This is a genomic window from Pseudomonas sp. FW305-7 (assembly GCF_058786735.1).
Genome location: NZ_JBYSZA010000002.1, coordinates 429,326 through 447,898, shown reverse-complemented (window position 1 = coordinate 447,898; position 18,573 = coordinate 429,326). Strand labels below are relative to the sequence as shown.

Sequence of the window (18,573 nt, the reverse complement as noted above, 5' to 3'; positions counted from 1 at the left end):
TCCTTTGCGCACAGTCGTTCAAAAGGAGCCCGCATGTCCGTTCAACTCGCCACTCAGGACCGCTGGCTGGAACTCAACGATGTGTTGCGTGAACTGGTCGCCCAAGGCTTCATCAGCCAGGACTCGGCCGAACAGGCGCTGAACGCCCGTCGGCGCCACGCCGCCCACAGCCAGATGCACCCACTGGAATTCATCGCCAGCCAACAGCTCGACGACCTCAGCCGTCCGGGCAAACATCTCGACCTCGAAAGCCTGACCTTGTGGCTGGCGCAACAGGCCGGGCAGCCGTATTTGCACATCGACCCGCTGAAGATCAACGTCGCCGCCATCACCCCGCTGATGTCCTACGCCTTTGCCCAACGGCACAAGATTCTTGCCGTCGCGGTCGACCGCGACTCGGTAACGGTGGCCAGTGCCCAGCCCTATGTGAATGGCTGGGAAGCCGATCTGACCCACGTCCTGAAACTGCCGATCAAGCGAGTAGTGGCCAACCCGGCGGATATCCAGCGTTTCAGCGTCGAGTTTTTCCGCTTGGCCAAATCGGTCAGCGGCGCCAGCAATGCCGATCAGCAAAGCGGCAACCTCGGCAACTTTGAACAACTGCTCAACCTCGGCGCCAGCGATCAGGAACCGGACGCCAACGATGCGCACATCGTCAACATCGTCGACTGGCTGTTCCAGTACGCCTTCCAGCAGCGCGCCAGCGATATCCACATCGAGCCGCGCCGCGAGCAAGGCACCGTGCGTTTTCGCATCGACGGCGTGCTGCACAACGTCTATCAATTCCCGCCGCAGGTGACCATGGCGATAGTCAGCCGTCTGAAAAGCCTCGGCCGGATGAATGTCGCCGAGAAGCGCAAACCCCAGGATGGCCGGGTCAAGACCAAGACCCCGGACGGCGGCGAGGTCGAGTTGCGGCTGTCGACCTTGCCCACGGCGTTCGGCGAAAAAATGGTCATGCGGATCTTCGACCCGGAGGTTCTGCTCAAGGACTTCGACCAGCTCGGGTTTTCAATTGACGACCTGCGCCGCTGGCAGGACATGACCCGCCAGCCCAACGGCATCATTCTGGTCACCGGGCCAACCGGTTCGGGGAAGACCACCACGCTGTACACCACGCTGAAAAAACTGGCGACGCCGGAGGTCAACCTCTGCACCATCGAGGACCCGATCGAAATGGTCGAACCGGCCTTCAACCAGATGCAGGTCCAGCACAACATCGACCTGAGCTTCGCCGCCGGCGTGCGTGCGCTGATGCGGCAAGACCCGGACATCATCATGATCGGCGAGATCCGCGACCTCGAAACCGCTGAAATGGCGATTCAGGCTGCACTGACCGGGCACCTGGTGCTGTCGACGCTGCACACCAACGATGCGCCGAGCGCGATCAGCCGTCTGCTGGAGCTCGGCGTGCCGCATTACTTGATCAAAGCCACCGTGCTTGGCGTCATGGCCCAACGGTTGGTGCGCACCCTGTGCCCGCACTGCAAGGCGCCCCTCACGCTTGAGGAAGAAGACTGGCAAACCCTGACCCGACCGTGGCAAGCACCGCTGCCGACGAATGCGCAACGCGCGATTGGCTGCCTGGAATGCCGCGACACCGGTTATCGCGGTCGCGCCGGGGTCTACGAAATCATGCAACTGAGCGATAGCCTCAAGGCGTTCATCACCCCCGACACCGACCTCACGGCGATTCGGCGCCAGGCGTTCAAGGAAGGCATGCGCAGCCTGCGCTTGTCCGGAGCACAGAAAGTCGCGGCCGGACTGACGACGATCGAGGAGGTGTTGCGGGTGACGCCACAGAGCGAGCAGCGCTAGAGACGCTACCAGTCGATCACATTGACCTCGGCATTGGGCTTGATCCACAGCACGCTGCCGTCGGATTGCCGTTGCAGAATCGAGTGGTTGAGCTTGAGTCCTTTCCCGGTGCGCAGATTTCGTACCGCGTCGGACTTGCTCGGGCTGAACATCAAGGTGCCCGGACTGTTCTGCGCCACCCGCATTCCATGTGGGTATTGCCAGTCGCCGACGGTTAGCGGATTTTCCAGCTGACCGTCCCACCGCAATAGCCGGTGCTGCTGGTCGAGTGTCACGGAGACACTCGACAACACGATGCCGCGCACTGAAACAGGCTCCCGGGCCATCCAGTCACTGACGGTGTACTCGTCGCCCTCCCGATAGATTCGGCTTTGCGCCGGCCAGGTCTCTCCGGCAATCTGCGCACCGGCCACCAGCGTACAAGCACTAAAACGCCAGCGCTCAGGTTGCAGACGGGTCTCCTCGGTGACACTCATCTTCAACCAGGTGCCGCCCGCACAGGGCCAGCCATCGACCACTTGATCCCCTGCCAGCAGCAACTCGGCTTCGGGCAGGAAATACATTTTCAATGCCGAAACCTTTATCCCGGCAATGGCATGCGGAGCGATGAATTCAGCACTGCGTACACTGGCCAGACCATGGATTTGCGGCTCACCCTTCTCGTCCAGCGGTTCGAGCGTACTCAGGTGCACACTGGCACCAGCCGGCAAAGTCAGCTCCCCGACCTGAACAGCGTGATCGAGCGTGGGATTACGCAGCTGACGCTCCCGGTGATCGACCCATAGCCGATACGAGGTCAAGCCAACAACGCTGACACAGACCAATGCCATGGCCCCGACCTTGCGTGGATGCCGCAGCAACGGCCTGCGCCACGCCGGTATACACAGCATGATCAGCAGCACGGGCAGGCCGATGAAACCGACCATGAGAAACCACCAGAACATGGCATAAAACAAAGCAGGAAAATTCAAGGCAGCGTCCATGCGTGAAAACCATCGCGCATGGTGCCAAACAACTCGTTGGAGCCCTAGCGCTAGATTGCGCAACAGGCTGAAACAGAGCACTCATGGAACCGGATCGGGCAAATGACGATCCAAGGCCGTAGTTAACCCCCAGGAGTCATCTCATCATGCGTCTCAAACTTGCTGTCGCCACCCTTGCCTTGCTGTCCCTCCCTGTTGGTTCAGCGATGGCCGACAGCTTTTGGCGTAACGTCATTTCGTCCGGCGCCACCACTGGCTCGACCTACCTGACCTTCAAGGATCACAAGCTGATCGTCGCCGCACAGGACGATGCCGGCAGTTTCGTTGCCAGTGATGGCGGGATCCGTGGCCCGTACCTGGAAGCGGCGATGCAGAAAGTCCGCGCCGACAATCCGGGCCTGCAAGCGACGGACATGGAACTGGCGAACGCGATTCTGGCGAAGAACGCAGTGGCTTCCGAATAAGCCTTTCACCGAAGAAAATGCCGCTCACATGAGCGGCATTTTTTTGCCCGCTATTTCAGATGCGCCATAGAACCCTGTGGGAACGGGCTTGCCCGCGATGGCGGTGCAGCATTCACCCAATATGCTGGATCTGCCCGCTCCCACAGGATTTGGATAACTTCCAGAAAAGTCAGCGGTAATCATCCACCGGCACGCAAGCGCAAAACAGATTGCGGTCGCCATAGACGTTATCCACCCGATTCACCGCCGGCCAATATTTGTGCGCCTTGGTATGCGCATCCGGGGTAATGCCCTGCTCGATGCTGTAAGGCCGCTCCCACACCCCGGTAACATCCGCCAGCGTGTGCGGCGCACGCTTGAGCGGGTTGTCTTCCGCCGGCCAGTTGCCGTTCTGCACCTCGCTGATTTCTGCGCGAATGCTCAACATGGCGCCGATAAAGCGGTCCAGTTCGGCCTTCGACTCGCTCTCGGTCGGCTCGACCATCAACGTCCCCGGCACCGGGAATGACATGGTCGGCGCATGGAAGCCATAGTCCATCAGGCGCTTGGCGACATCTTCTTCGCTGATCCCGGTCTGCGCCTTCAGCGGCCGCAGATCAAGAATGCATTCATGCGCCACTCGCCCGTTGCGCCCGGTGTACAGCACCGGAAACGCGCCGGATAAATGTTGCGCCAGATAGTTTGCCGCCAGAATCGCCACCTCACTGGCATCGGCCAGTTGCGGGCCCATCATGGCGATGTACATCCAGCTGATCGGCAGAATACTTGCGCTGCCCCACGGCGCTGCGCTGACCGCACCGTTTTGCGCCAGCGGCCCGGCAATCGGCACCACCGGATGGTTGGCGACAAATGGCGCCAGATGCGCACGAATGCCGATCGGCCCCATGCCCGGCCCGCCGCCGCCATGGGGAATGCAGAACGTCTTGTGCAGGTTCATGTGCGACACGTCGGCGCCGATGTCCGCCGGCCGCGCCAGCCCAACCTGCGCGTTGAGGTTGGCGCCGTCCATGTACACCTGACCGCCGTGCTGGTGGATAACTTCGCAGATTTCGCTGATGCCTTCTTCATACACGCCATGGGTCGACGGATACGTCGCCATCAGGCACGACAACCTGGCCCCGGCCTCGGCGGCTTTGGCCTTCAGATCATCCAGATCGACGTTGCCCGCCTCGTCGCACTCGACAATCACCACGCGCATCCCGGCCATCTGCGCCGAGGCCGGATTGGTGCCGTGGGCCGAGGAGGGAATCAGGCAGATATCCCGCGTCCCCTGCTGGCGGCTCTCGTGATATTTGCGGATCGCCAGCAGCCCGGCGTACTCACCCTGAGCGCCGGAGTTGGGCTGCATGCAAATAGCATCGAACCCAGTGATCGCGCACAGCCAGCGCTCGAGCTCTTCGATCATCAGGGTGTAGCCGACTGCCTGCTCTCGGGGCACAAACGGATGCAGGTTGGCGAACTGCGGCCAGGTGATCGGGATCATTTCGCTGGTGGCGTTGAGTTTCATCGTGCAGGAGCCCAGCGGGATCATCGACTGGTTGAGCGCCAGGTCCTTGTTCTCCAGTTGCTTGAGGTAACGCAGCATCTCGGTTTCGCTGTGATGAGCGTTGAACACCGGATGGCGCAGGTAAGGCGTCTTGCGCTGGAGGTTATCGGGAATGCCTGAAACCAGGACTTCAGCATCGAGATCGCCGACGTTTAAACCATGATCGGCACCAAGCAGCACATCGAAGAGTTTTGCGACTGTATTTTCATCGCTCGTCTCATCCAGGCTCAGACCGACGCGACCACGGCCGAGGATTCTCAGGTTGATCTGCGCGGCCTGGGCGCTTTCGATGATTGCGGTTTGCGCGCCGCCAACGTCCAGCGTCAGCGTGTCGAAAAACCGTGCGTTGACCCGTTTGATGCCGTGGCGCTCAAGACCCGCCGCGAGGATGCAGGTCAGCCGATGTACGCGCTGGGCGATTCGTTTCAAACCTTCCGGCCCGTGGTAAACCGCATAGAAACTGGCGATGTTGGCCAATAACACCTGTGCCGTGCAGATATTCGAATTGGCCTTCTCGCGGCGGATATGTTGCTCGCGGGTTTGCAGGGCCATGCGCAGTGCCACGTTGCCCCGGGCATCCTTCGACACGCCAATGATCCGCCCGGGAATCGCCCGTTTGTATTCCTCGCGGCTGGCAAAAAATGCCGCGTGCGGCCCACCGTAGCCCATGGGCACGCCGAAACGCTGGGACGAGCCGAACACCACATCAGCGCCCAATTCACCCGGCGGCGTCAGCAACAACAGACTCAGTAGATCAGTGGCGACGCAGGCCAACGCCTGCTGTGCATGCAGGTGGTCAATCAGCGGCTGCAAATCAGCGATTTCGCCGTGGGTGTCGGGATATTGCAGCAGCGCACCGAACACCTGGTGCTGCTTCAAGTTATCCACAGCATCGATGATCAACTCGAAGCCAAATCCTTCGGCACGGGTCTGCACCACGGAAACGGTTTGCGGATGACAGTTCTCGTCGACAAAAAACAGATTGCTCTTCGACTTGGCAACGCGCTTGGCCAGTGCCATGGCTTCAGCGGCGGCGGTGGCTTCATCGAGCAAAGAAGCGTTAGCCAGTTCGAGGCCGGTGAGGTCGATGGTCATTTGCTGGAAGTTCAGCAAGGCTTCGAGCCGACCTTGGGCGATCTCCGGTTGATACGGCGTGTACGCGGTGTACCAACCGGGATTTTCCAGCACGTTGCGCAAGATGACGGTCGGCGTGAGGGTGCCGTGATAACCCATGCCGATCAGGCTGGTCCACACCTGATTCTGCTCGGCATACCCGCGCAGTCTGGCCAGTGCGGCTTGCTCATCCAGCGCCGGCGGCAGATCGAGCGGGCGATTGAAGCGAATGCCCGGCGGCACGGTTTGCTCGATCAGTTCGACCCGGCTGCCGAGACCGAGACTGTCGAGCATGGCTTGTTGCTCAGCGGCATCCGGGCCGAGGTGACGGCGCAGGAAGGCCTCGGAATCGCGTAACTGGCTCAGGGACGGCAACTGGGACATGACGGGCTCTCTCTAGGCTGGCGCTCGGCGTCAATGCAACACGGTCAAACCAGCATAGCAGCCCGTGTCGCAACTCATTTTCAGTACAGACGCCCGCTCCCACACTGAATTTTCATTGCCCATGAAAAAGCCCCGACGAGTCGGGGCTTTGGGGTATCGCTCGAAGCTTATTCGCCGATGGCTGCCTTGTAGGCCGCGGCATCCAGCAGCTTGTCCAGCTCAGCCTTGTCGCTTGGCTTGAGTTTGAAGATCCAGGCAGCGTACGGCTCGTTGTTCAGTTCTTCCGGCGAGTTGGCCAGTTCTTCGTTGACCGCGATCACTTCTCCGCCAACTGGGGAGTAGATGTCGGAAGCCGCCTTCACCGATTCAACAACACCTGCTGCATCACCGGCAGCAAACACTTTGCCGACCTCAGCCAGTTCAACGAACACCACGTCACCCAGCGCTTCCTGCGCGTGATCGCTGATGCCCACAGTGACGGTGCCGTCAGCTTCCAGACGTGCCCATTCGTGACTTTCGGCAAAACGCAGTTCGGCAGGGATATCGCTCATCTTCGGTGTCCTCAAGAAATTGTCAGCGGTCTGCCCGCCGGAAAAGGTTAGATCAAAGTTTTGCCGTGGCGCACGAAGGTCGGTTTGACCACGCGTACCGGGTACCACTTGCCACGGATTTCCACTTCGGCGCGGTCGGCGGTGGCCATCGGAACACGCGCCAGGGCAATCGATTTGCTTAGCGTAGGAGAGAAACTACCACTGGTGATCTCCCCTTCGCCAACATCGGCGATGCGAACCACCTGATGAGCACGCAAAACACCGCGTTCTTCGAGCACCAGACCGACCAGTTTGTGCGCAACACCCGCGGCTTTTTCCGCCTCCAGCGCGGCGCGGCCGATGAACTGGCGCGAGGCCGGTTCCCAGGCAATGCTCCAGGCCATGTTCGAGGCGAGCGGCGAAACGTCCTGATGAATGTCTTGACCGTAGAGGTTCATCCCGGCCTCAACCCGCAAGGTGTCGCGGGCACCAAGGCCGATCGGCGAAATGCCGGCACCGACCAGATCGTTGAAAAACGCTGGAGCCTGATCAGCCGGCAAGGCGATTTCCAGACCGTCTTCACCGGTGTAACCGGTACGGGCGATGAACCAGTCGCCGTCGGCGTGCGCTTCGAAAGGTTTGAGCTGCTGGATCAGCGAGGCGCGGGACTGGGTGACCAGTTCGGCAATCTTGTGCCGAGCCTGCGGGCCTTGAATGGCGAGCATGGCCAGTTCGGAGCGCTCGTGCAGCTGCACGTCGTAACCGCCCACTTGCGCATTCATCCAGGCCAGGTCCTGATCACGGGTGGAGGCGTTGAACACCAGCCGATAACCGTCCTCGAGACGGTAGACGATCATGTCGTCGACGATGCCGCCACGCTCGTTGAGCATGGTGCTGTACAACGCACGGCCGGGGTTGTGCAGGCGCTCGACGTCATTGGCCAGCAAATGCTGCAGCCAGGCTTTGGCCTGAACACCGGTGACATCAATTACGGTCATGTGGGAAACATCGAACACCCCGCAATCGCGGCGCACTTCGTGGTGCTCCTCGACCTGCGAGCCGTAATGCAATGGCATGTCCCAACCGCCAAAATCGACCATCTTCGCGCCGAGGGCGAGATGCAGGTCATACAGAGGCGTACGCTGTCCCATGGGTTTCTCCTTCCGGGCGTGGCGAAGGTGCGGACAGCCGCTGCACGGGTGAAAGCCTTGAAATAGAAGGCTCTCAGCCGATTCCAGCGAACAGATCTGTCAGACGAACCGCACCGAATGCCGCGCATTGTAGCCGCATGATTCAGGACTCACTACTAAGTGTTTCGGTGCGCCGAGCGGCGGATCAGTCCGATAACCGGCAATAAACCGACCAGAACCAGAGTCAGCGCTGGCAACGATGCCCGCGCCCATTCGCCTTCGCTGGTCATTTCAAAGATGCGCACGGCCAGCGTGTCCCAGCCAAACGGGCGCATCAGCAGGGTCGCGGGCATTTCCTTGAGGACATCGACGAACACCAGCAACGCCGCGCTCAACGTGCCGGGCAGCAACAGTGGCAGATACACTTTGAAAAACAGTCGCGGCCCACTGACACCCAGGCTACGTGCCGCTTCGGGCAAAGACGGCCGTATACGCGCCAAGCTGTTTTCCAGCGGGCCGTAGGCGACAGCGATGAATCGCACCAGATAAGCCATCAACAACGCCGCCAGACTGCCCAGCAGCAAGGGTTTACCGGCGCCACCGAGCCAGCCCGAAAGCGGAATCACCAGTTCGCGATCCAGATAACTGAACGCCAGCATGATCGAGACCGCCAGCACCGAGCCCGGCAAGGCGTAGCCAAGATTGGCCAGACTGACGCCGGAACGGATCGCCGGAGTCGGTGCCAAGCGTCGGGCAAACGCCAGCAACAACGCGACGCTGACGGTGATCAACGCGGCCATGCCGCCCAGATACAGGGTGTGGACGATCAGCCCGGCGTAACGCTCATCGAGATCGAAACGGCCGCGCTGCCAGAACCAGACGAACAGCTGCAGCATCGGAATGACGAAAGCGCAGGCGAAGACCAATCCGCACCAGCTCATCGCCGCGAGCGCCTTGAACCCACGCAGGTGGTACAGCGCCTTGACCCGTGGCCGCTCGTTGCCCGCCCGATTGGCCCCGCGTGCGCGGCGTTCGCCGTACAGCACCAGCATCACCACCAGCAACAACAGGCTGGCCAGTTGCGCCGAGCTCGGCAGGCTGAAGAAGCCGTACCAGGTTTTGTAGATGGCCGTGGTGAAGGTGTCGAAGTTGAACACCGAGACTGCGCCGAAATCCGCCAGAGTCTCCATCAGCGCCAGCGCTACACCGGCGCCGATCGCCGGCCGCGCCATCGGCAACGCAACGCGCCAGAACGCTTGCCACGGCGATTGCCCGAGCACCCGTGCGGCTTCCATCAGGCCTTTGCCCTGAGCAAGAAACGCGCTGCGCGCCAGCAGGTAAACGTAGGGATAGAAGACCAGCACCAGCACCACAATTACCCCGCCGGTGGAGCGTACCCGTGGCAACCGCAGGCCCGTGCCGAACCATTCACGCAGCAGCGTTTGCACGGGGCCGGCGAAATCCAGCAGGCCGACGAAAACGAAGGCCAGTACGTAGGCCGGGATGGCGAACGGCAGCATCAGCGCCCAGTCGAGCCAGCGCCGCCCTGGGAATTCGCAGAGGCTGGTGAGCCAGGCGAGACTGACACCGAGCAGCGTCACACCGACACCGACGCCGAGCACCAGGGTCAGGGTGTTACCCAACAGGCGCGGCATCTGGGTTTCCCACAGGTGCGACCAGATTTGTTGATCGATGGTCTGCCATGAAAGCAGCAGGACGCTCAGGGGCAACAGCACCAGCGAGGCAATGGCGAAGACAATGGGATACCAGCGGCGTTGGGCGGGGTGGGCCACTTTTGAATCTCTGGAGGGATTGGGGTGTTCTTGGGATTAGGGTTTCAGGTTGAGATTGCTGCCCTCACCCTAACCCTCTCCCGGGGGGAGAGGGGACTGACCGAGGTGCTCATGCAAGCTACATCGACCTGAAACATCGAGTCGAACTCAGGATTTGAATCCAACTCAGATCGGCTCCCTTTTCCCCCTCTCCCTTGGGGAGAGGGCTGGGTGAGGGGCTGGATCTTGAAGCAGACAAATATATCGAAAAAGCCTCAGTTCCAACCCGCCCGATCCATCATCCGGATCGCCTCGGCCTGACGCTTGCCCGCCACTTCCACCGGCAAGGTATCAGCGACAAACTGGCCCCACGCAGCCACTTCTTCCGATGGTTTCACCGCCGGGTTGGCCGGGAACTCCTGGTTTACGTCGGCAAAAATCTTCTGCGCCTCAGGCGTGGTCATCCACTCGACCAGGGCCTTGGCGGCTTCCGGGTGCGGTGCATGCTTGGTCAGGCCGATCCCCGACAGGTTGACGTGCACGCCGCGATCCGCCTGATTCGGCCAGAACAGTTTCACTGGCAGATCCGGTTTCTGCTTGTGCAGTCGACCGTAGTAGTAAGTGTTGACGATGCCGACGTCGCACTGGCCGGCGTTGATCGCCTCAAGCACCGCGACGTCATCGGAGAACACGTCGGTGGACAGGTTGTTGACCCAGCCCTTGAGGATTTTCTCGGTTTTCTCGGCGCCGTGGACTTCGATCATGGTCGCCGTTAGCGACTGGTTGTAGACCTTCTTCGCCGTGCGCAGGCACAGGCGCCCTTCCCAGTTCTTGTCGGCCAGCGCTTCGTAGGTGGTCAATTCACCCGGTTTCACCCGCTCAGTGGAATAGGCGATGGTCCGCGCACGCAGGCTCAGGCCAGTCCAGGCGTGAGTGGACGAGCGATATTGAGCGGGAATGTTGGCGTCGATGGTTTTCGACGTAAACGGCTGGAGGATGCCCATCTGCTCGGCCTGCCAGAGGTTGCCGGCATCGACAGTCAGCAGCAGGTCGGCGGTGGCGTTCTCGCCTTCGGCCTTGATGCGCTGCATCAGCGGCGCTTCCTTGTCGGTGATGAACTTGATCTTCACCCCGGTCTTGGCGGTGTATGCATCGAACACTGGCTTGATCAGCTCATCGATGCGCGAGGAGTAAACCACCACCTCGTCGGCGGCCTGGGCAGTGGTACTGCCAATCAGGGTCAAGGCCAGTGCGGTCAGAAGACGCTTGGGTGCCAACATGGGAGTGGTCTCTCGGTCGGAAAATGTGGGCCAAATGATAAGGACTCACATTTACCATCTCAATCGAACACTGTTCGAAGGAGTTACCAGATGTTGCACAGCGTGTTTTTGTAGTGGCTTCACCGACGCCATCGCGGGCAAGCCCGCTCCCACAGGGTCTTCGGGTGTACACAACATTGATGTTTCACACCGACCACTGTGGGAGCGGGCTTGCCCGCGAAGAGGCCATCAGCCTCAATGAAAATGTCAGGCTTTAGCGAGCGCGGGAAGATCACCGGTCAAGCCGAGGGCTTCACGCACAAATAACGCTTTCGCTTCGGGCATCTGCTCGACCAGTTTCAAACCCGTGTTACGCAACCAGCGCAACGGCAGCGGATCTGCCTGGAACAATCGCTCAAACCCTTCCATCGCCGCCATCAGCGCCAGATTGTGCGGCATGCGTCGACGCTCGTAGCGGCTCAGGACCTTCACGTCCGCCAGTCGCTCACCGCGCTCGTTCGCTTGCAGCAGCACTTCGGCCAACACCGCCGCGTCGAGGAAGCCCAGGTTCACACCCTGCCCCGCCAACGGGTGAATGGTGTGCGCAGCGTCGCCAATCAGCGCCAGCCCTTCAGCCACGTAACGCTTGGCATGCCGCTGACGCAGCGGCACGCACAGACGTGGGTCGGCACTGACGACTTCGCCCAGACAACCTTCAAACGCACGCTCCAGCTCACGGCAGAAGTCCGCCTCATCCAGCTTCATCAAGCGCTCGGCCTCGCTCGGCGTGGTCGACCAGACGATCGAGCACCAATCCTGCTGACCGTCGCGCTCCAGCGGCAGAAACGCCAGCGGGCCGTGATCGGTGAAGCGTTGCCACGCGGTCATCTGATGCGGTTTGCTGCTACGCACGCTGGTGACAATGGCGTAATGCAGGTAATCCCATTCGCGGGTGGCCACGCCGGTCAGGCGGCGTACGGCCGAATTGGCGCCATCCGCTGCGATCACCAGTGGCGCACGCAATTGCCGACCATCGGCCAGCGTCAGCAGCCAGTCATCGCCCGAGCGACGCATCTGTTCCAGTCGCGCATTGGCCAGCATGCCCAGATCGCAATCGTGCAAACGGTCGAGCAAAGCATCCTGGACCACGCGGTTCTCGACGATATGGCCGAGTACCTCGGCATGTACGCTGCTCGCAGAAAAGTGAATCTGCCCGGTGCCACTGCCGTCCCACACGTGCATGTCGGTGTACGGGCTGCTGCGCCGCTTGGCGATGCCATCCCACACGCCGAGGCGTTCGAGGATTCGCTGGCTGGCCGCCGACAGCGCACTGACACGCGGTTCAAACGCCGCGTCGGCATCGAACGGTTTCACGCTCAACGGGCTGCCGTCGAGCAGCAATACTTCCAGCCCGCTGTCCTGCAACGCCAGCGCGAGGGCGCTGCCGACCATTCCGGCTCCGACAATCAGCAGATCTGCGCGCATTTCCATGCTTTAAGCCTGTCTCGCTTGCGGCTTGAGCCGCACGTAAAGGGTTTTACCGACCCGCGCCACAAGGTTGCCGGCGCCGTCATGAATGTCGACCTGCAACTGCGGCAGGTATTTCTCGCCACTGGCGGTCTGCCGGCGGATCTCGTCGAGCAAGGTCTCGTCGATGCTGAAGCGGGCGAATACCGGGCCTTTGCCCGGCGCAATGAAATCGATATCGGCCGCCTTGTCCCAGACGATGTACCGCGATCCGAGGTTTTCCATCAGCATCAGCATGAAAAACGGATCAACCATCGAATACAGACTGCCGCCGAACTGGGTACCGACGTAGTTGCGGTTATACCAGCCCAGGCCCATCGACACTTGAATGTCGCGGAAGTCATCGCTGATGTGCCGCACCCGCACTCCGGCGCCCAGGTATGGCGGATAGAACGTCATCACCCAGCGCATCAAGCGCGCTTTGCCAAATCTGGCGGTCAACCACTTAAGCATCCGGTCGGGTTCCCAACCCCATCGCCTGACGGGCAAACCAGCGCTTGGCTGGCGGCAACAGATCGAGGCCGAGCAGACCGATATTACGGCCCAGCGAAACCAGCGGTTGCGTGCTGCCGAACAAGCGCGTGACCTGATCGGAGAAGCCGACTGTAAGGTCCTGATCAAGACGCTGCCGCTCGCGATACGCCTGCAAGGTGGCGAAGTCGCCGAGCGGTTTGTCGCTGCTCAACAAAGCGGCGGCCAAGGCATCGGCATCGCGCAGAGACAGGTTGAAACCCTGACCGGCAATCGGATGCAGGCTGTGCGCCGCGTTGCCGAGCACGGCCAGATGCGAACGCACCTGTTCCTCAGCTTCAACCAGCGACAGCGGATACAAGTGCCGCGCGCCGACCTGTTTCAGCGTACCGAGGCGATAGCCGAACACGCCCTGCAATTCGCTGAGGAAATCGCGCTCACTCAAGTCCGCCAGACGCTGCGCGTCCATGCCCAAACGGGTCCAGACCAAAGCACAGCGGTTTTCCGGCAGCGGCAGCAAGGCCATCGGGCCTTCGTCGGTGAAGCGTTCGAAGGCCATGCCGTTGTGCGCTTCGCTCGGGGTGATGTTGGCGATCAGCGCGCTCTGGTTATACGGACGCTTGCGCACGTTGATGCCCAATTGCTCGCGCAGCCCCGAGCGCCCGCCATCGGCGAGCACCGCGAGGTCGCATTCAAGGGTGGTTTCATCATTGAGCGTCAGGCGATAGCCATCCGGCAGCGGCTCCATGCGCGTGACTTCCGCCGGGCAGCGCCAGCTGATCACGTCTTTGTCGATGTGCTGCCACAGACACTGGCCGAGCCAGGCGTTTTCCACCACGTAACCGAGCGCCGGTACGCCCTCTTCCATCGCCGACAAACGTGCGGTGGAGAAGCGACCACGGTCGGAGACGTGAATCTGTTTGATCGGCTCGGCGCGGCGGGAGATTTCCTGCCACACGCCCAGCCGTTGATAAATCTGCCGCGAGCCGAAGGACAACGCCGACGAACGCGCGTCGTAGCTCGGCTGCCAACTGTCGCCGGGGGCGAACGGCTCGATCAGGACAATTTTCCAGCCACGGGCCTTGGCCCCGGCCTGCAAGGCCAACGCCAGACTGGCGCCGACCAGGCCGCCACCGATGATTGCCAGATTGACTCGACTCATGCTGCGTGTGTCCGTGCTTGCGCCATCAGCGCTTCGATTTCGGCGACGGTTTTCGGCACGCCGCTGGTGAGGATTTCACAACCGGTTTTGGTCACCACCACGTCGTCCTCGATGCGTACGCCAATGCCGCGCCATTTCTTCGCGACGTTCTGATTGTCCGGGGCAATGTAGATACCCGGCTCGACGGTCAGCGCCATGCCGACCTCCAGCACGCGCCATTCGCCGCCGACCTTGTACTCGCCGACGTCGTGCACATCCATGCCCAGCCAGTGGCCGGCGCGGTGCATGTAGAAAGCTTTATAGGCTTCAGTCGCGATCAACTCGTCGACCTCGCCTTGCAGCAATCCAAGTTTCACCAGCCCGGTGGTAATCACTCGAACCGTGGCTTCATGCGCCTGATTCCAATGCTTGTTCGGGGCGATTTCGGCGAACGCGGCTTCCTGCGAGGCCAGCACCAACTCGTAGATCGCTTTCTGCTCGGGCGAAAACTTGCCGTTGACCGGCCAGGTGCGGGTGATATCGCTGGCGTAGCAGTCGATCTCGCAACCGGCGTCGATCAGCACCAGATCACCGTCCTTGAGCAGTGCGTCATTCTGCTGGTAATGCAGGATGCAGCTGTTGCGCCCGGCCGCGACGATCGAGCCGTAGGCCGGCATCTTCGCCCCGCCCTTGCGGAATTCGTAGTCGAGTTCGGCTTCGAGGCTGTACTCATAAAGCCCGGCACGGCTGGCCTGCATAGCCCGGATGTGGGCCTGGGCCGAGATCCGTGCGGCTTCGCGCATCACCTTCACTTCTGCCGCCGATTTATACAGGCGCATGTCGTGCAGCAGATGATCCAGGGCAACGAATTCGTTCGGCGGCTGGGCGCCGAGGTGCGCTTTAGAGCGGATCACGTTGATCCAGTCCATCAGGTGCCGATCGAACTCGGGGTTGCTGCCCATCGCCGAATACACCCGGTCACGGCCTTCGATCAGGCCCGGCAGAATGTCGTCGATATCGGTAATCGGGAACGCGTCGTCAGCGCCAAAGTCGCGGATCGCGCCTTCCTGGCCTGCGCGCAAGCCGTCCCACAATTCGCGTTCGGCATTGCGTTCACGGCAGAACAGCACGTATTCGCCGTGCTCGCGGCCGGGCATCAAGACGATGACGGCTTGCGGCTCGGGGAAACCGCTGAGGTATTGGAAGTCGCTGTCCTGACGGTAGACATGCTCGACGTCGCGGTTGCGGATCGCTACCGCGGCGGCAGGCAGAATCGCGATGCTGTTGGGTTCCATCTGCGCCATCAGGGCCTTGCGGCGACGGCTGTATTCCGCTTTCGGGATATGGATCATGGGCAGATGGCTTTCCCTGGCACGCGATTAATGCAGCGACGGCTTGGCGGCTGGCGGCACGTCGGTTTTCTTGGTTTCCGAGAACAGCAGCAGCGGCGCGACGCGCAGGTACTCCATGACTTCCATGTAGTCGGTTTCGCCGTCTTCGGATTCTTCCAGGGCGTCTTGCACCTGGGAAATGGCGGCCAGATCCTGCAGCACTTCGGTAGCTTCGGTGCTGAGCATGCTGCTGTCGCGGCAGTTCAGGCCGAAACCGCTGAGAAAGCCTTGGCACCACTCGCCCAGTGCAGCGGCGCGCTCAGCCAGCGGGGCGTCATCGGTCGGCAGCAGCAGAACGACGGTGACGTCGTCGCCGGTCAGCTCGCCCTTGACCATCTCTTGCAGGCCGATCAGGGCGTTGCGGACGTTGTCCTGGATGTCGCCTTCGAGCAGTTCGGCGGCGTCGATCAGCCAGCCTTCGTTATCGAAGCCGGCACCGGCGCAGCTGCGTCCGAGCAGCACGCCATGCAGTTCGGCAGGCGAGACGTTGTGGCCGCTGGAAGTCAGCAGGGTGGCAAAGGCTTGGTACGGGGAATTCGCAATGGTCATGGGCAGCTAGGCGCCAGACGGCGCTATGTCTAGAATGAAGGCCTTGTATCCTACATCGACAGACTCGCCAAGACTATTAAAGGCTGTCCGCCAGCTAACCCATCAGACAGTGAATCCAATGGAAGACAACGACCTGCAAGCGCTGATGGCCAGACTCGAACTGCTGATTGGCCGAGTCGAGCAACTAAAGAGCCAAAACGGACTCTTACTAGCTCAGGAAAAGACCTGGCGCGAGGAACGCGCGCACCTCATTGAAAAAAACGAAATCGCCCGGCGTAAGGTCGAATCGATGATTTCGCGCCTCAAGGCCCTGGAGCAAGACTCATGAGTTCAAGCAATAGCGTTACCGTGCAGATCCTCGACAAAGAGTATTCGATCATCTGCCCGCAGGAAGAACGCAGCAATCTGGTCAGTGCCGCACGCTACCTCGACGGCAAGATGCGCGAGATCCGCAGCAGCGGCAAAGTCATCGGCGCCGACCGCATTGCCGTGATGGCCGCGCTGAACATCACCCACGACCTCTTGCACAAAGAAGAGCGCCCGGACATCCAGGCCAGCGGCTCGACCCGTGAACAGGTGCGCGACTTGCTCGATCGTGTCGATCTGGTCCTGGCCGACGATCCGGACATCAGCAAGGGCTGATTCGCCAGGCCGCTTGAGGTATACTCGCGGCACTCCCTGGGGTGCTTGCCAGTTGACGATGTCCCTGAGCCGATTCGCACTACCCTGGAAGTTGCACGTTGGGCTGGTGTGCATGTCCGCCAGACGGAAAGCCTTAAAGTCTACTGCATCTTCCACCTTGAACTTTCGGGTTCAAGGGCTAAGTTGACAGCGGTTCATCCGGGGAGCCTGATTCGAATCCGATGTCGGTGAAAACCGACATCGGATTTTTTATGCGTACGTTTTCGTCCAACCTGCCGAAGCCGAACCATGACCGAACCCGCGCTGCTGCCACGCCCGCAACTCCGCCGCCTGCTGCGCAAGGCGCGCCGCTCACTGACTCCCGGTGAACAACGGCAGGCCGCCAAGGGCCTGTTCCGGCAACTGGCCCAAGACCCGCATTTTCGCCGGGCAAAACATATCTCCCTGTACCTGCCCACTGACGGTGAAATCGACCCGCGACTGCTGCTGCGCGAAGCACAACGCCGGGGCAAGGCCACGTATTTGCCGGTACTCAGCGCCTGGCCGCGAACCAAAATGGTCTTCCAGCGCATCCGCCCCGGCGAGAAACTCAAGCCCAATCGCTTCCGCATTCTCGAACCGCGCGCGCAGTTGGCGCGCCAGCGGAAAATCTGGACGCTGGACCTGGTGTTGTTACCGCTGGTGGGGTTTGACGATGTCGGTGGGCGACTGGGAATGGGCGGCGGCTTCTATGATCGCAGCCTGGCGTACCTGGCGCGGCGCCAGAACTGGCGCAAGCCGACACTGCTCGGGCTGGCTCATGAGTGTCAGAAAGTCGAACGACTGGCGCAGGCGAGTTGGGATGTGCCGTTACAAGGCACGGTCACCGACAAGGCATGGTATTTCGCGGGATAGGACGCCGCGCAGATCAGCGGCGTCGGGAAGGCAGCTTCAGCGCTTGAAGGCGGTCGACTGTTGAACCTGTTGCGCCACTTCAATCGGTGCATCGGCCTTGTTGGCCCACAGACTCTGTGCATAACCGGTGGTCACGACACCGAGGCCGAACAAAATCACCAAAGTCCACAGCAAATCCGGTTTGCGTTTCATCGATTGCCCCCCTCAAGGCACATCATCACGATGACAGCAGCGGTTTCCATTCGTAGGCCGTGCAGCAGCGTCAAGCTTTAAAGGCCGGCATTTTGCGACAACGTGAACCTGCGCGCAAACGCTGACGTCAACCGACCGTCGGTTTGTCATAAAATTGCCCGACAACTTGCCCAATGAACGCTTCAGGAGCAAAAACCATGGCCTATTGGCTGATGAAATCCGAGCCGGACGAACTCTCGATCAAAGGTCTTGAAAAACTCGGCAAAGCGCGCTGGGACGGGGTTCGCAACTATCAGGCACGCAACTTCCTGCGGGCGATGGCGGTAGGTGATGAGTTCTTTTTCTACCATTCCAGCTGTCCTGAGCCAGGGATTGCCGGTATCGGGAAAATAATCGAGGCGGCGTACCCGGATCCCACCGCACTGGAACCGGAAAGCCATTACTTCGACCCCAAAGCCACGCCGGAGAAAAACGCCTGGAGTGCGATCGATGTGGCGCATGTCGAGACGTTTGCGCGGGTCTTGAAGCTCGATTACCTGAAACAGCAGACCGCGCTGGCGCAAATGCCACTGGTGCAGAAAGGCTCGCGGCTTTCAGTGATGCCCGTCACCGCCGAACAATGGGCCGCTGTGCTCGGCCTGCGCTGAGAACCGCCCGGTCACGCACTGTTGGCAGACAAAAGGGTCTAGGCTTGCCGCTCATTTGATTGACATCAAGCGCCCCCAGCGCTTGAACCGTCAGACTGGACGCCACAGCCGCAGGATGCC

The 18,573-nt window shown here is 61.0% G+C and carries 18 protein-coding genes and 1 other RNA gene; 7 read left to right on the top strand and 12 right to left on the bottom strand.

Annotated elements, in window-relative coordinates:
- Positions 1-33: 33 nt before the first annotated feature.
- Positions 34-1,818 (top strand): type IV pilus assembly ATPase TfpB, encoded by a 1,785-nt coding sequence (gene tfpB, locus AC3WMT_RS05145; protein ID WP_103302496.1) that lies wholly within the window; start codon positions 34-36, stop codon positions 1,816-1,818.
- 5 nt (positions 1,819-1,823) lie between these two features.
- Here the strand turns inward: tfpB and AC3WMT_RS05140 are convergent, their stop codons facing one another.
- Positions 1,824-2,789 carry a hypothetical protein gene (locus tag AC3WMT_RS05140; protein WP_249412078.1) on the bottom strand — a complete coding sequence of 322 codons (966 nt, stop codon included), beginning with the start codon at positions 2,787-2,789 and terminating at the stop codon, positions 1,824-1,826.
- Positions 2,790-2,944: 155 nt separating this feature from the next.
- On the opposite strand from AC3WMT_RS05140, the gene AC3WMT_RS05135 reads away from it, so the two are divergent.
- Positions 2,945-3,265, top strand: a complete 321-nt coding sequence (locus tag AC3WMT_RS05135; protein WP_169843014.1) for a DUF2388 domain-containing protein — start codon at positions 2,945-2,947, stop codon at positions 3,263-3,265.
- A gap of 169 nt (positions 3,266-3,434) precedes the next feature.
- Here AC3WMT_RS05135 and gcvP read toward each other — a convergent pair whose 3' ends face one another.
- The 10 genes from gcvP to AC3WMT_RS05085 form a co-directional block, all read right to left on the bottom strand.
- Positions 3,435-6,308: an aminomethyl-transferring glycine dehydrogenase gene (gcvP, locus tag AC3WMT_RS05130; protein WP_103302497.1), complete on the bottom strand. Its 2,874-nt coding sequence runs from the start codon at positions 6,306-6,308 to the stop codon at positions 3,435-3,437.
- Between the two features lie 167 nt (positions 6,309-6,475).
- Entirely contained in the window at positions 6,476-6,859 is a 384-nt protein-coding gene (gene gcvH / locus AC3WMT_RS05125) for a glycine cleavage system protein GcvH (protein WP_103302498.1), read from the bottom strand.
- Between the two features lie 47 nt (positions 6,860-6,906).
- Positions 6,907-7,989, bottom strand: a complete 1,083-nt coding sequence (gene gcvT / locus AC3WMT_RS05120; RefSeq protein ID WP_103302499.1) for a glycine cleavage system aminomethyltransferase GcvT — start codon at positions 7,987-7,989, stop codon at positions 6,907-6,909.
- Between the two features lie 155 nt (positions 7,990-8,144).
- On the bottom strand, positions 8,145-9,761 hold the full coding sequence (locus AC3WMT_RS05115; protein ID WP_103302500.1) for an ABC transporter permease: 1,617 nt from the start codon (positions 9,759-9,761) through the stop codon (positions 8,145-8,147).
- A 254-nt stretch (positions 9,762-10,015) separates the two neighbouring features.
- A complete protein-coding gene (locus AC3WMT_RS05110; RefSeq protein WP_103302501.1) occupies positions 10,016-11,020 on the bottom strand; it encodes an extracellular solute-binding protein in 1,005 nt (334 codons plus the stop codon).
- A gap of 246 nt (positions 11,021-11,266) precedes the next feature.
- Positions 11,267-12,484 (bottom strand): 2-octaprenyl-3-methyl-6-methoxy-1,4-benzoquinol hydroxylase, encoded by a 1,218-nt coding sequence (locus tag AC3WMT_RS05105; RefSeq protein WP_177431365.1) that lies wholly within the window; start codon positions 12,482-12,484, stop codon positions 11,267-11,269.
- Positions 12,485-12,493: 9 nt separating this feature from the next.
- Complete coding sequence (locus AC3WMT_RS05100) at positions 12,494-12,979, bottom strand: DUF4442 domain-containing protein (protein WP_103302503.1); 486 nt, start codon at positions 12,977-12,979, stop codon at positions 12,494-12,496.
- Positions 12,972-14,159: a 2-octaprenyl-6-methoxyphenyl hydroxylase gene (gene ubiH / locus AC3WMT_RS05095; protein ID WP_103302504.1), complete on the bottom strand. Its 1,188-nt coding sequence runs from the start codon at positions 14,157-14,159 to the stop codon at positions 12,972-12,974. Before ubiH ends, AC3WMT_RS05100 begins: the two co-directional genes overlap by 8 nt.
- Positions 14,156-15,490, bottom strand: a complete 1,335-nt coding sequence (pepP, locus tag AC3WMT_RS05090; protein WP_103302505.1) for a Xaa-Pro aminopeptidase — start codon at positions 15,488-15,490, stop codon at positions 14,156-14,158. Before pepP ends, ubiH begins: the two co-directional genes overlap by 4 nt.
- Positions 15,491-15,517: 27 nt before the next feature.
- Positions 15,518-16,078, bottom strand: a complete 561-nt coding sequence (locus tag AC3WMT_RS05085) for a YecA/YgfB family protein (protein ID WP_103302506.1) — start codon at positions 16,076-16,078, stop codon at positions 15,518-15,520.
- 118 nt (positions 16,079-16,196) lie between these two features.
- On the opposite strand from AC3WMT_RS05085, the gene AC3WMT_RS05080 reads away from it, so the two are divergent.
- The 4 genes from AC3WMT_RS05080 to AC3WMT_RS05065 all read left to right on the top strand — a co-directional run bounded on the left by AC3WMT_RS05080 (position 16,197) and on the right by AC3WMT_RS05065 (position 17,614).
- Positions 16,197-16,406, top strand: a complete 210-nt coding sequence (locus AC3WMT_RS05080; RefSeq protein WP_103302507.1) for a TIGR02449 family protein — start codon at positions 16,197-16,199, stop codon at positions 16,404-16,406.
- Positions 16,403-16,720 carry a cell division protein ZapA gene (locus tag AC3WMT_RS05075; protein WP_007967943.1) on the top strand — a complete coding sequence of 106 codons (318 nt, stop codon included), beginning with the start codon at positions 16,403-16,405 and terminating at the stop codon, positions 16,718-16,720. The genes AC3WMT_RS05080 and AC3WMT_RS05075 overlap by 4 nt, the downstream gene beginning before the upstream one ends.
- 30 nt (positions 16,721-16,750) lie before the next feature.
- Positions 16,751-16,929: non-coding RNA, 6S RNA (ssrS, locus tag AC3WMT_RS05070), on the top strand.
- 79 nt (positions 16,930-17,008) lie between these two features.
- The gene (locus AC3WMT_RS05065; RefSeq protein WP_103302508.1) at positions 17,009-17,614 is read left to right on the top strand and encodes a 5-formyltetrahydrofolate cyclo-ligase; all 606 of its coding nucleotides are present in this window, start codon (positions 17,009-17,011) and stop codon (positions 17,612-17,614) included.
- A 36-nt stretch (positions 17,615-17,650) separates the two neighbouring features.
- Here the strand turns inward: AC3WMT_RS05065 and AC3WMT_RS05060 are convergent, their stop codons facing one another.
- Positions 17,651-17,806, bottom strand: coding sequence for a hypothetical protein (locus AC3WMT_RS05060; RefSeq protein WP_007911192.1), 156 nt, complete (start codon positions 17,804-17,806; stop codon positions 17,651-17,653).
- 197 nt (positions 17,807-18,003) lie between these two features.
- Here AC3WMT_RS05060 and AC3WMT_RS05055 point away from each other — a divergent pair, with 197 nt between their 5' ends.
- Entirely contained in the window at positions 18,004-18,453 is a 450-nt protein-coding gene (locus AC3WMT_RS05055) for an EVE domain-containing protein (RefSeq protein ID WP_103302509.1), read from the top strand.
- The last annotated feature ends 120 nt before the right edge of the window (positions 18,454-18,573 follow it).

Bases quoted from the DNA above. Each gene is read 5' to 3' on its own strand.
- tfpB (WP_103302496.1), top strand. From the start codon at position 34: ATGTCCGTTCAACTCGCCACTCAGGACCGCTGGCTGGAACTCAACGAT.
- gcvP (WP_103302497.1), bottom strand. From the start codon at position 6,308: ATGTCCCAGTTGCCGTCCCTGAGCCAGTTACGCGATTCCGAGGCCTTC.
- gcvH (WP_103302498.1), bottom strand. From the start codon at position 6,859: ATGAGCGATATCCCTGCCGAACTGCGTTTTGCCGAAAGTCACGAATGG.
- gcvT (WP_103302499.1), bottom strand. From the start codon at position 7,989: ATGGGACAGCGTACGCCTCTGTATGACCTGCATCTCGCCCTCGGCGCG.
- AC3WMT_RS05110 (WP_103302501.1), bottom strand. From the start codon at position 11,020: ATGTTGGCACCCAAGCGTCTTCTGACCGCACTGGCCTTGACCCTGATT.
- AC3WMT_RS05105 (WP_177431365.1), bottom strand. From the start codon at position 12,484: ATGCGCGCAGATCTGCTGATTGTCGGAGCCGGAATGGTCGGCAGCGCC.
- AC3WMT_RS05100 (WP_103302503.1), bottom strand. From the start codon at position 12,979: ATGCTTAAGTGGTTGACCGCCAGATTTGGCAAAGCGCGCTTGATGCGC.
- ubiH (WP_103302504.1), bottom strand. From the start codon at position 14,159: ATGAGTCGAGTCAATCTGGCAATCATCGGTGGCGGCCTGGTCGGCGCC.
- pepP (WP_103302505.1), bottom strand. From the start codon at position 15,490: ATGATCCATATCCCGAAAGCGGAATACAGCCGTCGCCGCAAGGCCCTG.
- AC3WMT_RS05085 (WP_103302506.1), bottom strand. From the start codon at position 16,078: ATGACCATTGCGAATTCCCCGTACCAAGCCTTTGCCACCCTGCTGACT.
- AC3WMT_RS05080 (WP_103302507.1), top strand. From the start codon at position 16,197: ATGGAAGACAACGACCTGCAAGCGCTGATGGCCAGACTCGAACTGCTG.
- AC3WMT_RS05075 (WP_007967943.1), top strand. From the start codon at position 16,403: ATGAGTTCAAGCAATAGCGTTACCGTGCAGATCCTCGACAAAGAGTAT.
- AC3WMT_RS05065 (WP_103302508.1), top strand. From the start codon at position 17,009: ATGACCGAACCCGCGCTGCTGCCACGCCCGCAACTCCGCCGCCTGCTG.
- AC3WMT_RS05060 (WP_007911192.1), bottom strand. From the start codon at position 17,806: ATGAAACGCAAACCGGATTTGCTGTGGACTTTGGTGATTTTGTTCGGC.
- AC3WMT_RS05055 (WP_103302509.1), top strand. From the start codon at position 18,004: ATGGCCTATTGGCTGATGAAATCCGAGCCGGACGAACTCTCGATCAAA.